14 protein-coding genes and 2 pseudogenes are annotated in these 15,423 nt (G+C 63.8%); 6 read left to right on the top strand and 10 right to left on the bottom strand.

Going from position 1 to position 15,423, the window contains the following annotated elements; translation table 11 throughout:
• The 4 genes and pseudogenes from GOPIP_RS27225 to GOPIP_RS27210 form a co-directional block, all read right to left on the bottom strand.
• A pseudogene (locus GOPIP_RS27225) lies at positions 1–351 on the bottom strand (IS1380 family transposase); the annotation flags it as partial.
• Between the two features lie 142 nt (positions 352–493).
• A pseudogene (locus GOPIP_RS27215) lies at positions 494–994 on the bottom strand (MFS transporter); the annotation flags it as partial.
• 46 nt (positions 995–1,040) lie between these two features.
• Positions 1,041–1,172, bottom strand: a complete 132-nt coding sequence (locus GOPIP_RS29780) for a hypothetical protein (RefSeq protein WP_020171873.1) — start codon at positions 1,170–1,172, stop codon at positions 1,041–1,043.
• Complete coding sequence (locus GOPIP_RS27210) at positions 1,173–2,267, bottom strand: CaiB/BaiF CoA transferase family protein (RefSeq protein WP_006373122.1); 1,095 nt, start codon at positions 2,265–2,267, stop codon at positions 1,173–1,175.
• Positions 2,268–2,376: 109 nt separating this feature from the next.
• Between GOPIP_RS27210 and GOPIP_RS27205 the strand changes: the two genes are divergently transcribed.
• The 4 genes from GOPIP_RS27205 to GOPIP_RS27190 all read left to right on the top strand — a co-directional run bounded on the left by GOPIP_RS27205 (position 2,377) and on the right by GOPIP_RS27190 (position 6,867).
• Positions 2,377–2,925, top strand: a complete 549-nt coding sequence (locus GOPIP_RS27205; RefSeq protein WP_006373121.1) for a MarR family winged helix-turn-helix transcriptional regulator — start codon at positions 2,377–2,379, stop codon at positions 2,923–2,925.
• A gap of 183 nt (positions 2,926–3,108) precedes the next feature.
• Positions 3,109–4,263: an acyl-CoA dehydrogenase family protein gene (locus tag GOPIP_RS27200; protein ID WP_006373120.1), complete on the top strand. Its 1,155-nt coding sequence runs from the start codon at positions 3,109–3,111 to the stop codon at positions 4,261–4,263.
• The gene (locus GOPIP_RS27195; RefSeq protein ID WP_006373119.1) at positions 4,260–5,045 is read left to right on the top strand and encodes an SDR family NAD(P)-dependent oxidoreductase; all 786 of its coding nucleotides are present in this window, start codon (positions 4,260–4,262) and stop codon (positions 5,043–5,045) included. Before GOPIP_RS27200 ends, GOPIP_RS27195 begins: the two co-directional genes overlap by 4 nt.
• Before the next feature lie 172 nt (positions 5,046–5,217).
• Entirely contained in the window at positions 5,218–6,867 is a 1,650-nt protein-coding gene (locus GOPIP_RS27190) for an AMP-binding protein (protein WP_006373118.1), read from the top strand.
• Between the two features lie 92 nt (positions 6,868–6,959).
• Here GOPIP_RS27190 and GOPIP_RS27185 read toward each other — a convergent pair whose 3' ends face one another.
• From GOPIP_RS27185 to GOPIP_RS27175, 3 genes are all read right to left on the bottom strand, one after another.
• Complete coding sequence (locus GOPIP_RS27185; RefSeq protein WP_006373117.1) at positions 6,960–7,793, bottom strand: alpha/beta fold hydrolase; 834 nt, start codon at positions 7,791–7,793, stop codon at positions 6,960–6,962.
• 123 nt (positions 7,794–7,916) lie between these two features.
• Positions 7,917–9,092 (bottom strand): FAD-dependent oxidoreductase, encoded by a 1,176-nt coding sequence (locus tag GOPIP_RS27180; RefSeq protein WP_006373116.1) that lies wholly within the window; start codon positions 9,090–9,092, stop codon positions 7,917–7,919.
• Positions 9,089–10,156, bottom strand: a complete 1,068-nt coding sequence (locus GOPIP_RS27175) for an amidohydrolase family protein (protein ID WP_006373115.1) — start codon at positions 10,154–10,156, stop codon at positions 9,089–9,091. The genes GOPIP_RS27180 and GOPIP_RS27175 overlap by 4 nt, the downstream gene beginning before the upstream one ends.
• A gap of 188 nt (positions 10,157–10,344) precedes the next feature.
• On the opposite strand from GOPIP_RS27175, the gene GOPIP_RS27170 reads away from it, so the two are divergent.
• Positions 10,345–11,151, top strand: coding sequence for an IclR family transcriptional regulator (locus GOPIP_RS27170; RefSeq protein ID WP_006373114.1), 807 nt, complete (start codon positions 10,345–10,347; stop codon positions 11,149–11,151).
• 16 nt (positions 11,152–11,167) lie between these two features.
• Here GOPIP_RS27170 and GOPIP_RS27165 read toward each other — a convergent pair whose 3' ends face one another.
• From GOPIP_RS27165 to GOPIP_RS27155, 3 genes are read right to left on the bottom strand one after another with little or no spacing between them, the layout of a single operon-like run.
• Positions 11,168–12,235 carry a DODA-type extradiol aromatic ring-opening family dioxygenase gene (locus GOPIP_RS27165; protein WP_006373113.1) on the bottom strand — a complete coding sequence of 356 codons (1,068 nt, stop codon included), beginning with the start codon at positions 12,233–12,235 and terminating at the stop codon, positions 11,168–11,170.
• A 40-nt stretch (positions 12,236–12,275) separates the two neighbouring features.
• On the bottom strand, positions 12,276–13,484 hold the full coding sequence (locus tag GOPIP_RS27160; protein ID WP_006373112.1) for an NAD(P)/FAD-dependent oxidoreductase: 1,209 nt from the start codon (positions 13,482–13,484) through the stop codon (positions 12,276–12,278).
• Positions 13,485–13,543: 59 nt separating this feature from the next.
• Positions 13,544–13,870, bottom strand: coding sequence for a non-heme iron oxygenase ferredoxin subunit (locus tag GOPIP_RS27155; protein ID WP_006373111.1), 327 nt, complete (start codon positions 13,868–13,870; stop codon positions 13,544–13,546).
• A 217-nt stretch (positions 13,871–14,087) separates the two neighbouring features.
• Here GOPIP_RS27155 and GOPIP_RS27150 point away from each other — a divergent pair, with 217 nt between their 5' ends.
• Positions 14,088–15,413: an aromatic ring-hydroxylating oxygenase subunit alpha gene (locus GOPIP_RS27150; RefSeq protein WP_006373110.1), complete on the top strand. Its 1,326-nt coding sequence runs from the start codon at positions 14,088–14,090 to the stop codon at positions 15,411–15,413.
• Positions 15,414–15,423 lie beyond the last annotated feature (10 nt).

Genomic DNA, 15,423 nt, shown 5'->3' with positions numbered 1-15,423 from the left:
GCTGATGTGATCGGCGGCGGTGTTCGACCCGGCATTACCTGGCCGCAACATGATTGCGAGGGGTTCCCCTGTGCCGGCGGCTTGGTGGTCGGCGAACGCGCATAGCGGGTGAAAACCAAACCCTTTCTTCCAGTTTGGGGTGGCGTGCTCTTTGTCGGAGTGTGCGGTCACCAAGGTGGCGTCGAGGTCGATGATCAACGGATGCCGCACATCACGGTCATGGTTAGGGGCTGCGGTGCCGGCGGCGGTCCACGCCTGCGCGCGGGCTGCGGCGCGAGCGGTGTTGATCGCCGACAAAGCCGCCGGCGCATCGGCAGCCAGCGTGGAGATCAGCCGCGACACCGTCGGATCCCCACCATTCCCATGACGCTCGGCTTCGGGATCGGACTGATGCTGATGGCCGCGCTGCCGGCCAATCAGGGCGTCTTCTACGCTCTGTGCGTATTGATCGGCGCGAGTGCGGGTGCGGTCAACCCGGTCGCACACGCGACGCGGCGAAAATGGTTGCGCCGACGAATGATGCGAAGACCCGGTCAAGCAGGTAACCGACGATCAGGCGGGCGACGATGGACGACAGGCTCAGCACGGACAGCAGTGCAACGGCCAATGTAGGATTGATGCCCTTGTCCGTGGGCATCGGTACCATCTGTGACATCAATCAGAACGTGGCCGTCGACACCAGGAAGATCGCGGCGCTCAACATCCAGAATTGACGAGACGATGTGGCGATGCGCCGCAACGATTCTCCTGCCGTACGACCCGCGGCGGCGCGCTCACGCTCGTGCTCTACCGGCATCTTGGTGACGGGTGCGTACACCGCCGTGGGGATCACCGCGCACAGCGCTCCGATGACGAGAAACGTTCCGCGCCAGCCGATCATGTCCAATAGGTAGTTGGCCAGGTACGGTATCAGAACCCCGCAGGCACCCAGTCCGGCCATCAGCGCACCGAGCGCAAGCCCGCGCCGGTCGGAGAACCATGCGCTCACCACCGTGCCGCATATGCCCCGGTGAACGAATACACCTGCCCGAGAAAACGGGTCAGATCACATTGTCGGCATGGAGGGCTTCGATCTCCTCATCGGCCAGATGGAGGAATGTCCGGAGCACCTCGTCGGTGTCCTCACCGACCAGCGGTGCCGGACCGCGTGGCGCCGGAGTCGGCGTGCCCATCTATATCGGGCTACCGAGGATCGTGCATTTCCGGTCGCCGGAACCGATCTCGCCGAGCATTCCCCTGTCCCGGAGGGCGGGATCGTTGATCACCTCGGGCAGCGAGCGCACCGGTGCAGCGGGAACGTCGGCCTGCTGCAATGACGAAAATACCTCGTCTGTGGTCCTCGCCGCGGTCCACGCGGTGACCGCCGCGTCGACGTCGTCGATTCGGTCCACGCGCCCGGCGGGTGTGGCCAGCGCGGAATTGCCTGCCAGGTCCGGGCGAGCCATCAACCGGCACAGGTCGATCCAGTGTTTCGGACGAAGACACAAGATCGCGATCCAGCCGTCGGAGGCTGGATAGATGTTGTAGGGGCACACGGCGAGTCCGCCGTGGCGGTTCCCGGTGCGTTCGGGAAAGTCTCCCTCGGACTCCAGTAGACCCGCGATGTTGGAGGTCAGTGTGGGCAAGATGGCATCCTGCATCGCCACCTCGACGTGCTGGCCGATGCCTGTTCGTTCCCGCTGGAACAGAGCCGCGAGCACCGCCGAGGTGAGCTGACTCCCGGCGGCGAAGTCGACCACCGCTCCGCCCGACTTGACCGGCGCGCCATCGGGAAAACCGGTGGCCGACACCATGCCCGACATCGCCTGCACCGTGACGTCCATCCCGCGCAGGCCTCTGGTCGCGGGATGTTCGCCGTACGCTCGTCCCGACGCGAGAACGAGCGCCGGATTGATGTCATGGAGAACCTCGAACCCCAACTGAAGCCGTTCCATGACGCCGGGAGCGAAGTTCTCCACCACCACATCGGCATGTCGGACGAGGTCGCAGAAGAGTTCGCGTCCGCGCCCGGACTTGAGATCGATCCGTGCGCCCAACTTGCCGGCATTGAGCATCAGGAATGCCGGCCCGGAGGACTCACCGGTCGAACGCCAACGAATGGGCTCGCCACCGAAGGGCTCGATCTTGATCACCGTCGCGCCCAATGACCGAAGCAGATGGGTGCAGTAGGGCGCCGCGTACACCTGTCCGAGATCGAGGACCACCACCCCCTCCAGCGCGTCACCGGAGTGACTGGAGGAGCGAGTCGGGGTGTGGTTGGTGGACATGTGCAGCCATCCTCGTGAGTTCGCCGCGATCTGAGTCGCTCGCTTTTGGTCGTACCAAATGATACGTGGTTCAACATGTGGGTACGCGGCGTATGTCAAACTCGTTCTCATGCCTGCATCCGATCCGCTTCCGTACGACCCGATTGCCGAAGCGCATCGGCAATGGCGGCGCCAGGGTTGGGCCGAGGTGGCCGACACGATGGCAGCGTTCACGTCGGTCATGCGGGCGCAGCAGATCATGCTCGCGCAGGTCGATGCGGTGTTGAAGCGGCACCGTCTCACGTTCGCGCGCTACGAACTGCTGGCGTTGCTGACTTTTACCCGTGACGGCTCGTTACCCATGGCCAAGATCAGTTCGCGGCTGCAGGTGCATCCGACGAGTGTGACCAATGTGGTCGACCGGCTCGAAGGCGCAGCACTGGTGGCGCGCCGGCCGCACCCGACCGACCGCCGGGCGACCCTGGTGGAGGTGACCGCAGCGGGCCGCAAGGTGTCCCGCGAAGCCACCCTCGAACTCAACGCCGATGTCTTCGCTCGTCCGCACATCGAGCGGGCCGACGTGCGCCGACTCAATCGCATCCTCGCCGACTATCGTCAGGCGGCCGGGGATTTCGCCGCAGAGCTGCAGTCGGATTCGTGGATCGACTCTGTCAACTGACGCCGTCGACCTCCCGATCGGTGCCGGTGTGCCGGCTGTTCCGTGTGGGTGCACTGTGGGCGCTCGAGTCGGCGAGTCATTTGGTCATACCCTTGATCCTAAATGATAGGTCGACCTATAGTAGGGCGACCTAGTACATCGCGCCGTCGACTCGGCGCACGGATGAGGATGTAGAGCAGCCTGATGGTCTCGTTCGACTTTTCCAGTGAGCACGCCGCTTTCGCGGACACACTCAAGACATTCGCTGCACGCGAACTGTTGCCGCACTATCGCGACCGCAGCGCGTCCACGGAGTTCCCCTTCGAAGCGTTCAAACAGCTCGGCGATCTCGGTGTCCTCGGCATCGGGTTGCCCGAGGAGTTCGGGGGCACCGGCGAGGAGGATCCGGTATTGCTGGGTCTTGCTACCGAAGTGCTCGCGGCCGGCGACGTGAACATCGCGTCGGCACCCGTGCAGATCGGCTTGGTCGGTTCGCAGTTCCTGCATTGCGATCGGGCAGTGCAAGAGCGGTACCTGCCGCCGTTGATCCGAGGTGAGGAGACCGTCGCGATTGCGCTCACCGAGCCCGGCTCGGGCTCCGATGCAAGTGCGCTGCGCACCAGCGCGACCAAGGTCGACGGCGGCTGGCGACTATCCGGCGAGAAGACCGCGATCAGTTGGGCGATGAATGCCACCGCGACTCTCGTCTATGCGCGCACTCCCGGAACGACCCGATCCCAGGGCATCAGCTGCTTTGTGGTTCCGATGGACAGCGAGGGCGTCTCGGCTCACCACATGCTCGGAATGGGTTGTCTCCCATTGGGTTGGGGATCGATTCATTTCGACGACGTCTTCATTCCCGAAGATCATCTCGTGGGCGAGGAGGGCCGCGGATTCCACACGGTGATGAACCACTTCGACTTCAGCCGTGCAGCCCTCGGTCTGCTGTGTCTCGGCGCCGCACAGCAAAGCCTGAACGAGGCTGTCCAGTATGCCAAGGATCGCCAGACCTTCGGCAAACCGCTCACCGAGTACCAGGGTGTCTCGTTTCTCATCGCCGAACACACGACGATGCTCGAGGCGGCACGGTGGATTTGCTACAGGGCGCTGTGGTTACGTGCCACGGGGCAGCCCCACACCGCACTGGCGTCGATGGGTAAGTGGTGGCCACCGCAGGTTGCCAAGAACGCGATCGAAGCCGCCATGCGCATCCACGGAAACCTGGGATATGCTGCCGAATTTCCACTCCAACAACGCTATCGAGACGTCACCGCCTACCTGATCGCGGACGGCACCGCCGAGATCCAGAAGCGGATCATCGCCGGCGATGTGTTCCGCAGAGGGACGGTGTCGCTGTGAGCGAGAACATCGTGGTGAAGGAGACCAAGGACAGCGCCGCGCTGATTGTGGGCGGCACTGCCGGAATCGGCTTGCACAGCGCATTCGCGATGGCGGAGGTCGGCGTGCGGCGGATCGCTGTCGTGGGACGAACGGTGCGGCGCGGCGAGGAGGCACGCGAGCAGCTTGCCGAACGCGGTGTCGAGGCGTACTTCCTGCCGGGCGATGCGCGATCAGCAGACGCCGCCGATGACATCGTGGCTCGTGCACGAGAAGTGCTGGGCGGCTTGGATATCATGATGTGCACCACAGCTGCCGACACACGCCCCGAGCTGTTCAAGGACATACCTGCATCGACGATTCCGGCAATACTCAATGATCTGGCGCTACCGGCGATGTTCATGGCGGCAGCCGCCTTGCCGGGCATGCGAGAACAGCGAGGGGGAGTCATCGTCAACGTTGCCTCCGACGCCGCGAAGACTGCCACCCCCGGCGAATCGGTGATAGGCGCTGCCAAGGCCGCGCTGGTGATGTTCACCCGGGTGCTCGCAATCGAGGAGAAGAGGCACGGTATTCGGGCCAATGTGCTCACACCGTCCTTGGTCAGCGGGACCGCCTCCACCGAGCGAATCACCGAGGGCGGCTTCAGTGGCAAATTGTTCGCGCGGGCCGCGCAACAAGCGCACCTGGGTGTGGCCACAGCTGACGACATCGGGGCACTGGCCGGCTTTCTGATCACTCCGGCGGCGGCGAAGCTCACAGGTCAGGCGATCAGCGTCAACGGCGGCATATCTGCCGCGTGAGTTCACCGGTCACCCGAGCGGGTGGTCACGGGGGACTTTGGAGGGGTTCGTGGTGAAGACGGACTTTCCGGGCGGGGCCGAGGTTAACCTCCCGGCAGTAGCAGGAACCCGGTACCGAGCCGGCAATCAGGTCGCCGGTGGAGATTTGTCAGCATGATGCGAGGAGCCCAGTATGGCCATCACCGAGAACCCGGCAGGTATCCGGCCGGAGAATTGTTACAGCACTGACCAACTCGCGACCTTCCGGTCACGTGGTGACTGGCGCGACGAGAGCCTGGCTCAGTGGGTTGATCACTGGGCGTCCACACAGCCGGACGTCGTCGCGTTCTCGGACGGGGACGCCGAGGTCACGTGGGCGCAACTGCGTCACCAGGGTTACCGGCTGGGCGCCGAACTGAGGCGGCGTGGCATACGGGCCGGTGACCGCATCCAGGTGCAGCTACCCAACTGGGTCGAGTTCGCGATCGCCTATGTCGGGATCACGCGGATCGGCGCGGTGCTCGTGCCGACGATGCCGATCTATCGCCACGACGAGGTCGAGTACATCATCAATCACTCGAACGCGCGAATGGCGTTCGTGGCACACACTTTCCGGGGATTCGACTATGCCGCGATGCACGCCGACATCGCAGATCGTTGCGCCGGGCTGGACGCGGTGGTCGCCGTGCGCGCCGACGATTCGTTCACCGGTACACGCTGGGAGGACCTCATCGGTGACGGTCCGACGCCTGATGACGACGAACTCGGGCCGGTTCCCTCCGGAGATGACAACCACGCGATCATCTACACCTCGGGTACCGAATCGCGGCCCAAAGGCTGTCAGCACACGTTCAACACGATCTCGTTCAGCCTGTACAACCTGTGCCGCGACATCATGGCGATGGCGCCTGGCGAGGTCATGTTCCAGCCGTCGCCGATCACGCATGCCACGGGCCTGATGACCGGAGTGTGCGGTCCGATCGTGCTCGGCGCCGCCGCCCACCTGATGCCCGCATGGGAGCCGGTCGACGGATTGCGTCGCATCGAGAGATTCGGCTGCACGATGAGTATGACCGCGACACCATTCGTGCGGATGGCGCTTGACGCGTTGGCAACTCACGACATCGACGTTTCCTCGTTGCGGACGTGGATCTGTGCGGGCGCACCGATCCCCGAGTCGCTGCTACGCGAGTGGCAGCAGAAGATGCCGACCACATCGCTGTTGCCGCTCTACGGGTGCAGCGAAGGCTTCATCATCACAGCGTGCAGCCCCACGGATCCGATCGAGAAGATCGTGGGGTCCGACGGAAAGGCCTCGCCCGGGGTGTGGTTGGACTTGCGTGACACCGACGGTCGTCCGGCGCCCGCCGGCGCCGAGGGAGAGATCTGCCACGGTGGTCCCGGACTGATGTTGAGTTACTGGAACAATCCCGAACTCACTGCCCGGGATATCGATTCGTCCGGGCTGAAGCGCTCGGGTGATCTCGGGCGGATGGACTCCGACGGCTATCTGCGGGTCACCGGACGAATCAAAGACCTGATCATCCGGGGCGGCACCAATATCTCTGCCCGCGAGATCGAAGACCATCTGATCGCGCATCCGAACATCACCGCGGCGGCCCTCGTCGGCTACCCCGACGAACGGCTCGGCGAGCGGGCGTGTGCGTTCGTCGTGACGGCGGAGGGTGTGTCCATCGATCTCGAAGAGGTCAGCCGGTATCTACGTGACGAGCGCAAGATCGCGGTGCAGAAACTGCCCGAGCGCCTTGTGGTTGTCGACGCTTTGCCGATGACGGCAACTGGCAAGATTCAAAAATTCGTTCTGCGCGACTCGATTGGCTGATCGGCGCCGGCGCCGCGCGTGTCCGTGATGTGCATGCGCCGAGAGGAATTCGGCGCATGCACATCATCACCAGCTGGGTTTGTCGGTGCGCGTTACGCGGTGATGCGGAGGAACTCCTTGACCAGGGAGTTGAATTCGGCCGACCGCTCGATCTGCGTCCAGTGGCCGCAACGGGAGAACACATGGAGATCGCCGTCCGGGAGGAGATGGACCATGTTCCACGCCACGTCCACCGGGACCACCCGGTCCTCACGGCCATGCACCAGAAGCGTCGGTGCGGTGATCGCACGGACCTGCTCCTCGGTGATCGCCAGTTCACTGCCGGCGTGGTCGGGGCTGAAGAACATCAGGTGGTAAGCCTCGTGTGCACCCGGTGCGGCGCTGGCTTCGTACCGGATGCGTACCAGGTCGTCGGTGATGATCGAGCTGTCGACGGCGAAGTAATTGATCAACAGGTTGCGCATGTTCTCCGGTGACGGCTCGTACGCGCGCAGCGCCTTCAATCCCTCGGTCAGGGTCATCCCGACCCCGGGTGCACCCATGAGAACGATGCGATCGAGCCGAGTGTCGTTGTCCTCGGCCATCTGGCATGCGATACGCCCGCCCAGTGAGTTGCCGATGATCGACACCTTGTCGATTCCCAAGGCGTCCAGAAAGTTCCACACATGGTCGGTCCAGGTGCGCAGAGAGTAGCGAACGTCGTCGGGGCGCTCGGTGTGTCCGAAACCGACGATGTCGAGAGCGAGTACGCGCGAGTTCTCGGCAAGGGAGGGAATCGCGTGTTGCCAGTTCGCCCACGCCGATACGCCCGGACCGGAGCCGTGCAGCAGCAGTACGGGTGCACCCTCCCCGACATCGTGATAGTGGGTACGCGTTCCCTGCACATTGATGAACAGGCCTTCTTCGAGATTCACGGTCGACGTCATGTCGGACTCCCTCACGTCGGGTACGGGTAACAGGGGTTGATCGGAAGATGTTGTCCTGCCGGTGACTTCATGACCTTATGAAGTTTGACGACGGGATCACATCGCTGGTTCCACTCGCTGGAATCACGCTTGCCGGGCTAGGGGTGAGTCGCCGGCGAGTGCGCGATTGACCAGCAGCATGTCCCGCAGCACGTCCGGCGATGCCGCAGCGTCGCGATAGGAGTCGAGTTCGGCGTTCAGTTGATCGGCATCGAGACTCAAGAGTTGTTTTCTACTGGTACTCAGCGGGGCCACATCGTCAAGGAAGATGCGTCGTCGGCTGGCCGCCCATGTGTCGAGGACCCGGTCGTCGGCGACGCCCTCGATGTGCGCACCGAGTGCCTCCACCAGTCGATAGGCGTCGAAAAAGCCCGTGATCGAGCTATGTCCGACGATGCGATTGGTGACATGCGCTGCGGCTCCCGTCAGGAGCACACGTCCGGCACGGTAAGTCTGGGCGCTGCGGTGATGCATCCGCGCCGTCACCCACCCGTCCAGCGATGAGAGGTCAGGGCCGAGGAAGTCGTTCGCGGCGGTCGCCACCCGGCTCTGGAGGGACAATTCGGATAGCTCCAACGATTCTGTGAACGCACAGGTCCATCGGTGAGGGCCGGCCTTCTGGAGCAGCGCGCTCCGCTCGGGATTGACCACAAACGTGGTCGGTCGTAGATCGGGGGTCTTCTGATGCGTGGTGACGAGCACGCTGACGGATCGCTCTCGCCAGGTGAAGCCCGGGAATCCGATACCGAGGAGTCGCCGGACGGTGCTGTTCGTACCGTCAGCAGCAACGAGCCAGTCGCCACCGATCGATGTCGCGCCGCCGGGGCTCTCGATGTCGATGCGTACCCCAGCGGTGTCCTGGGCCACCGCGGTGACGCGCGCAGCGTCCACACGGGTGACCGCCGGAAACCGTAGGAGATGATCGAGCAAGATGGCCGACAACGCGGTCTCTTCCAGATGAAGGTTGAACGGGAAGGGAACCTCGGAGCCGAGCACTCCGAGATCGAGGACGATTGTCTCGCCGGTCGCACCGATGCGAATTCCGATCTGAGTCTCCGACGACCCGACGGCTCGCGCATCGGCCAAAACCCCGAGCGCATCCAGACCCGGTAGAACAGACCAATTGTGAACGAATTGGAAGCATGTCGAGTCGTCCGATTCGAGGGCCACCAGGGTGACGCCGATGCCCTGCTGCGCGAGACCGAGGGCCGTGCACAGGCCGACCGGTTGTGCGCCGACGATCACGACGTGTGGAGTCATCGTGTGCCGTCGAAGTGCCCACCGGCCAGGGCTTTCCGAGACATCGCAGTGAGGAAGTCCGCTGCGTTGGTACGCCGGATACCGTCGGCCTGCTCTGGGCTCAGGGCGCCGATTTCGACTGCACTGCCGAGGAAGTCGCGATGGCCTTCGATCTGCCCGGGCACGAAGGGGTAGTCGGTGCCCAGCATGACGTGGTCGGAGCCGAATCGATCGATCAGCAGCGAAAGGTGCTGCGGATCGAACACCAGTGAGTCGACCCACATCGACGAGATGATCCGATCGACACGGTCGGGTTCGATACCGTTGAAGATGCTCGCGCCCAGACGGAGTCGCGGATACGCCCAGGCAAACGTTCCACAACCGTGGGCGAGGGCGATTCTCAGTTGTGGATGACGCTCGAGGACTCCGCCGAAGACCAGCGCTGTCGCCGCGATCGCGGTGTCACTGATCATGCCGAGGCCGAAGTCGTAGGGCTGACCGCCTCGGCGAATGACTCCGCCGCCACCGTCTGTCGGATGGACGAACACAGCCGTCCCCAGTCTCTCGGCGGCTGCGAATACCGGTTCGAGAACGGGTGAATCCAAGTCCATTCCCGCGATCTGTGTTCCGATCTCGACACCGCACAAGCCAAGTTCTCCGACCAGCCGCTCCAGTTCCTCGATGGAGGCATCGATGTGAGGCAGTGGCAGGGTGCCGAGCCCGACGAGACGGCCCGCGGAGCGAGCCACGGCGGAGCCGATCGAGTCGTTGGATGCACGGGCGTAAGCCGCCGCGTCGGGTTCCGAAGCCCAGTAGGCCAGGGTCACCGGTACGGGCGAGATCGCCTGCAGGCCGACCCCGGACGCATCGAGTTCTGCGATACGTACGTCGACATCCCAGAGCACTGATCGGACGCTGCGGAAAATCCTGTCGCCCAACATCAGCCGACCCGTGTCACCGTCGGTCACCAGTCTTGGCCAGCGGTCGTCCGGGGCCACCGCCAGCCGCTCGCCGAGATCGGTACCGAAATAGTGGGCGTGGACATCGACACCGGTTGCGTCGGGGGGCGTTGCAGTGGCATCCATGTGTGCTCCGCTCTGCGGCATCGGGTCCTGGTGGTGGCTTCCGAGGTTGGAGCTCCGAGGTTAGAACCCGGAATGCGTCGACGAGAACCGGCGGTTCCAGCGACCGGAACCCTGAGAAGCGTCAAACCCGTGACGCCGATCACGATATGGAGTAACCCTGACCAGACACGATGTGTATGAGGTGACCGATGTCGACCACCGGCTCAGAGCCCCGCGAAGGCGCGGGTGAGACGCCGTCGATCCTGACCAAGGCGTTCGATCTGTTGCGCGCATTCAACGCGCAGGAGCGGGTGATGACACTCAGCGAACTGTCGCGTGCGTCGGGTCTGCCGAAGTCGACGGTTCATCGTTTGCTGTCACGCTTGGTCGATCTCGGAGCGGTCGAGCACCACCGATCGGGGTACAAGATCGGTATGGGGCTACTGCAGCTCGGCGCGTCCACGCCTGCGGGCTACATGCGCGATCTGGCCATGCCGCACCTGACGAAACTCCACCAATGGACCGGTCAGACCGTGCTGATGGGCGCTTTACGCGATTTCGACGTGGTGTACCTGGAGAAGCTGGCGCAACGCGATTCGCCGGCATCGATCGTCACGATCGGGTCTCGATTACCCGCGAACTGCACCGCGCTCGGCAAGGCGCTGCTCGCGTACGAGAATCTCGACGACCTGGCCGACTTCCTGCCCTCCCCACTGCCCCGGATGACACCGCGCTCGATCGCGTCGGTGGAGGCGTTGATCGGACAACTGCGCCAGGTTCGCGCCGAAGGAGTGGCGCGCGAGAGCGAGGAAGCCCAGCCCGGCCTGGCCTGTGTCGCAGCGCCGATCGTGATGAACGGATTCGCGGTCGGCGCCATCTCGGTGGGCTTCTGCGCCCAGCGGCCCCCCACCGTGAATGTCTCGGGCGCGGTGCGCTCGACCGCCGGTCAGATCGTCGCCGAATTGGAGGACGGTCTGGCCAGCGGCCGCGAACACTGGTTTCCCCGCGAACTCTGAGTCCGGCGCCGTTGCGTCAGCCGCCGAATACGGCGAACGCTTTGTTGGAGTTGAAGATCTCGGTGGTGACGAAGTCAGACCACGTCAGCGACATGTCGAGTGCCGCCATCGCACCGAGCAGGCAATACCAGTTGAGCATCTCGTGCTGTCCTGAGTCGACCACCTCCCGGCTGGTCCGGGCGTTCCAGGTGTCGTAGTCGCCGACGAGCATGGCGTCGTAGAGTGCTTGATCGGCCTCGGTGTCGGGCCGAAGGTGCCAGCCCTTGTCGTAAAGAAACGCGTGCGACCAGCTCGAGGATGCGACGAGTGCGACCCGTTTGTCGCTGCGCTGGGCGAATCGTCCAACGGCCGCCCCGAATTCGAAACATCGGCGCGGGCTCGGGCCGGGGGGATCGAGGTTCTCGCCTGCCTCGATGTCGGCGAAGCGGGCGATCCCGCCCTTGCGGGCGATGACGTGCTCGCCATAGCAATTCACCGCCATCGGGACCATCGGATACGGGAACCGGGAACCCACATTGTCGAAGTCGAGGAACAGTTGGGTGTTACCGAAAGCGTGGGGGAAGTGGATGCCTTCCCTGGGCTGGTAGGAGTAGGCGACGTCGACGCCGGAGTTGAGGACGTCGCCGGCGGCCTGCTTGGCGAACGCCGGGTCACCACGCATCACGAAGGAGGTATCACCAGGCAGATCCCAATAGTTGGGGACCTTGATCATGTCGAGGACGCCGAAGGGATGCACGACGGTGTCGTCGTAGGCGAGGATACAGAATGACGGGATCACTTCCTCGCGGAAATTCTCGTACTGATCGTCTCCCCAGACGATCAACACGTCGGGTTCGAATTCGTCGATCGCGGATCGGCACACGTCAATGTCGGCCATCAGCCGCTTCCGGTGCTCGGCGGCGGCGTTCACACCCGCGTCGTCGCCCCACTCGGCTTGTGCCTGCGCCGACCACGATGCGGGGTCCTTGAGTTCGGCGGGGATGTCGGGGTCCTTCAGAGTGCTCGTGAGCAGGCTCGCCATATGCGAGTCCTTGCCCGCCAACAACGGATAGTGGGTCAGTCCGACACCGATGACGTCTGCCATGACAACTCCTTGGTGTAATAGTGTTGATATACAGCCTGATTCACGCGCCGGCCGGGGCTGTCGCGAGCACTGCCGCCTCGACTTCGGCTCGGTCGGCACCTGCTGTGATCGCCCTGCGTAACTTCATCAGCAAGCGCGGATTGTCAACGACGAGAGCGCCGACCACGACGCCGTGGGAATCGGTGTAACCGACCACAAGATCGCCGGTCACTGCGGTGCCTGTGCGGATCGTCGGCACGCCGGCCGCCGGCCGCCCCACGATCTGGATACGCTTGCCGTACTGATCGGACCATACGTACGGCAGCGTGGGTCGCGGCGGTGCGGCACCGAGGAGATCGGCAGCGATGATGGCTGCGTGATCATTGGCGTTGGTCCAGTGCTCGATCCGCATCGGCTCGCCATAGGTTGGATGCTCCCGATACGCGACGTCGCCGGCCGCGTAGATGTCATGGCATCCCTTGGCCCTCAGTGTGGCGTCACAGCGAATCCCGTTGTCGAGCTCAATGCCGGAGGACTTCAGCCAGTCGACGGCGGGACTCGCTCCGATCCCGACTACCACGAAATCGGCTGGGAGTGAATGTCCGTCGGACAGATTCACCGCGGTGACCCGTCCGTCGCCGGTGAACCCGGCACAACGCACGCCGGTATGGATCTGCACGCCGTTATGGGAATGGAGTTCGGCGAGTGTGATCCCGACCGACGCGCCCAACTGGGCGGCCAACGGCGCCTCCTGAGCTTCGACGAGTGTCACCGCAACGCCGTGTGATCTTGCGGCCGAGGCAAACTCGGCACCGATGAAGCCGGCGCCAATGACGACTACCCGGCGTCCGACGGACAGTTCGGCATGCAGGGCACGCGCATCGTCGACGGTGCGGATGGTGTAGACGTTGGCGAACCGGTCGGCTTCCGGGAGCGTTCGCGGGCTCATGCCGGTCGCGATGACCAGCGTGTCGTACGCGATCTCGCCGATCGAGTCGGTGGACACGACCTTGGCGTCGGTGTCCACCGCCGTGGCGCGCACACCGAGCCGCAGATCCACCGACAGCGCCTCGAGCGTCTGCGCGTCGACCAATTCGACAGGGCTGCCGTCTGCATCGGGATCGAGCATCTCTTTCGACAGCGGTGGCTTGTCGTAGGGCGGGTACAGTTCGTCTCCCAGCACCGTGATCCGACCGCCGTAGCCTTGGGCTCGCAAAGCCTGGACGGTTCGGATCCCGGCGACGGAGGCGCCGACGATCACGACATGCATGATTCTCCTAAAATGGTGGTCGACGGTGGGGCCGCCGACGTGGCCGAAATGGCAGCGATTCAGTGGAAGATGTAGACCTTGTCGTCGTCGACCTCGACGTCGAAGGTCCTGAGGGCTACGGTTGCCGGGAAGCACAGTGGTGCTCCGCTACGAATGTCGAAGCGCGCCATGTGAAGCGGGCAGATCACCTCGTCGCCTTCGAGGTCGCTGTCGGACCCGAGAGACCACTCCTCGTGGGTGCAGATGTCGGCTGTGGCGAAGAACTGCCCTTCTTCGTTGCGGAACAGCGCGACGGCGATGTCTCCGGGCACCGTCATGGACTCGCCATTGTGGAGATCGTCCACCATGCAAGCGAATCGACGTTCGACCGTCTGGGTGTCTTCCATACCCTCACTCCTTCGCAGAGTCGCGATTCGGTTTGTCGCACTTCGGAGCCCGGCGACGAGAGGCAATGAGTTGCGTGGGTTCAGTGTCAGGCTCCCGGTGACCGGAGTCATAGCCGGGGTTCCGGCGGATGGAACCGGCAGCTCCATTCGATCGCGGATTGAGTGAGAGTCGAGACACAGGCCACAATCGACAGCCACAGCATGAAGGAGGACCCCGGTGTCCGAGTATGTGATCGACGACCGAGAGATGCCGCGATTCCGCGTGAATCGCGAGGCGATGGTGAGCCCGGAGGTATTCGCCAAGGAGCGTGACAATATCTTCGAACACAGTTGGCTCTATGTCGGTCACGAGACCGAGCTGAAAAAGAAGAATGATTTCCGGACTCGCACGGTTGCCGGTCGGCCGCTGATCTTTGCCAGGGATTCCAAGAATGCGATCCGGGTGTGGATCAACTCGTGCCCGCACCGAGGAGCGATGTTGTGCCGCGAACGTCAGGGCAACGCACGTTTCATGACATGCTTCTATCACGGATGGAGCTTCAGTACCTCCGGCGACATGGTCTCGATGCCCGACGACGCTGCCTACGGTGCCGATTTCGCTCGTCCCGATCTTGCCGCACCTGCCAAGGTCGACAGTTACCGGGGGTTCGTGTTCGTCAGCTTCGACCCGGACATCATCGATTTGCGCACCTATCTCGCCGGCGCAGCCGAGTACCTCGATCTCGTGTGCGACCAATCGGAGTCGGGCATGGAGGTTCTCGACGGCACCCACGAGTACTCGGTAAAGGCCAACTGGAAGCTGTTGGTGGAAAACAGTTTCGACGGCTATCACGCCGTCTCGACCCACCAGAGATATTTCGAGATGGTGTTGGCGGCGCGTGGGGCGCTCGACCCGGGTGCGCTCGCGGAATCCCGCGCGATCGATCTCGGCAACGGGCATGCGGTGATCGCTGGCGCTCCGGCGACCGAGGGCTTGTTCGGACGTCCGCTGTCAACCGAGGGCGCGTCGGAGCGCGACGCGAGATTCGCCCACTTCCGGGAGTTGTACGGCGACGGTTGGGTGAACCGGATGCAGGGAAATCGCAACCTGGTGATCTTTCCCAATCTCGTCGTCATCGATCTCGTCATGGGTGTTCTGATTCGCAAGATCGATCCGCTGGCAGCCGACTACATGGAGGTGACCGCCTGGGAGCTCGCGCCGCCGGAGGAGGGGAGCGAACTGCGTAAGCAGCGGCTCGACAACTTCCTCACGTTCTGGGGGCCGGGCGGTCTCGCGTCGCCCGACGATGTCGAGGCGTTGGAGAGCTGCCAGGTGGGCTACGGCGGACGTCGGGAGTTGGGCTGGTCAGACATCTCCCGAGGAATGAACAAGTCGGCAGCCTCGAGCACCGACGAGTTGCAGATGCGCACGTGGTGGCGTCGGTGGAACGAGTTGGTCACCGGAGAGGTGCTGCCGCCCGAGGAGCAGGACGAACTCGGCGAGGTGTTCACGGCCCAGCGTCGCCACTCGGAGGCGCCGCCACCTGCGGTATCTGCTCGGTGACGTGAATCGA

The organism is Gordonia polyisoprenivorans NBRC 16320 = JCM 10675, from assembly GCF_000241325.1.
Taxonomy (GTDB): Bacteria; Actinomycetota; Actinomycetes; order Mycobacteriales; family Mycobacteriaceae; genus Gordonia; species Gordonia polyisoprenivorans.
Note: the sequence above shows the minus strand (reverse complement) of the source record. Positions and strands in the feature narration are given on the sequence as shown.

Excerpts from the sequence above, each read along its gene's own strand:
- GOPIP_RS27205 (WP_006373121.1), top strand. The coding sequence starts at position 2,377 with ATGCCTGCATCCGATCCGCTTCCGTACGACCCGATTGCCGAAGCGCAT.
- GOPIP_RS27160 (WP_006373112.1), bottom strand. The coding sequence starts at position 13,484 with ATGCATGTCGTGATCGTCGGCGCCTCCGTCGCCGGGATCCGAACCGTC.
- GOPIP_RS27155 (WP_006373111.1), bottom strand. The coding sequence starts at position 13,870 with ATGGAAGACACCCAGACGGTCGAACGTCGATTCGCTTGCATGGTGGAC.
- GOPIP_RS27200 (WP_006373120.1), top strand. The coding sequence starts at position 3,109 with ATGGTCTCGTTCGACTTTTCCAGTGAGCACGCCGCTTTCGCGGACACA.
- GOPIP_RS27170 (WP_006373114.1), top strand. The coding sequence starts at position 10,345 with ATGTCGACCACCGGCTCAGAGCCCCGCGAAGGCGCGGGTGAGACGCCG.
- GOPIP_RS27180 (WP_006373116.1), bottom strand. The coding sequence starts at position 9,092 with ATGACTCCACACGTCGTGATCGTCGGCGCACAACCGGTCGGCCTGTGC.
- GOPIP_RS27175 (WP_006373115.1), bottom strand. The coding sequence starts at position 10,156 with ATGGATGCCACTGCAACGCCCCCCGACGCAACCGGTGTCGATGTCCAC.
- GOPIP_RS27165 (WP_006373113.1), bottom strand. The coding sequence starts at position 12,235 with ATGGCAGACGTCATCGGTGTCGGACTGACCCACTATCCGTTGTTGGCG.
- GOPIP_RS29780 (WP_020171873.1), bottom strand. The coding sequence starts at position 1,172 with ATGGGCACGCCGACTCCGGCGCCACGCGGTCCGGCACCGCTGGTCGGT.
- GOPIP_RS27190 (WP_006373118.1), top strand. The coding sequence starts at position 5,218 with ATGGCCATCACCGAGAACCCGGCAGGTATCCGGCCGGAGAATTGTTAC.
- GOPIP_RS27185 (WP_006373117.1), bottom strand. The coding sequence starts at position 7,793 with ATGACGTCGACCGTGAATCTCGAAGAAGGCCTGTTCATCAATGTGCAG.
- GOPIP_RS27210 (WP_006373122.1), bottom strand. The coding sequence starts at position 2,267 with ATGTCCACCAACCACACCCCGACTCGCTCCTCCAGTCACTCCGGTGAC.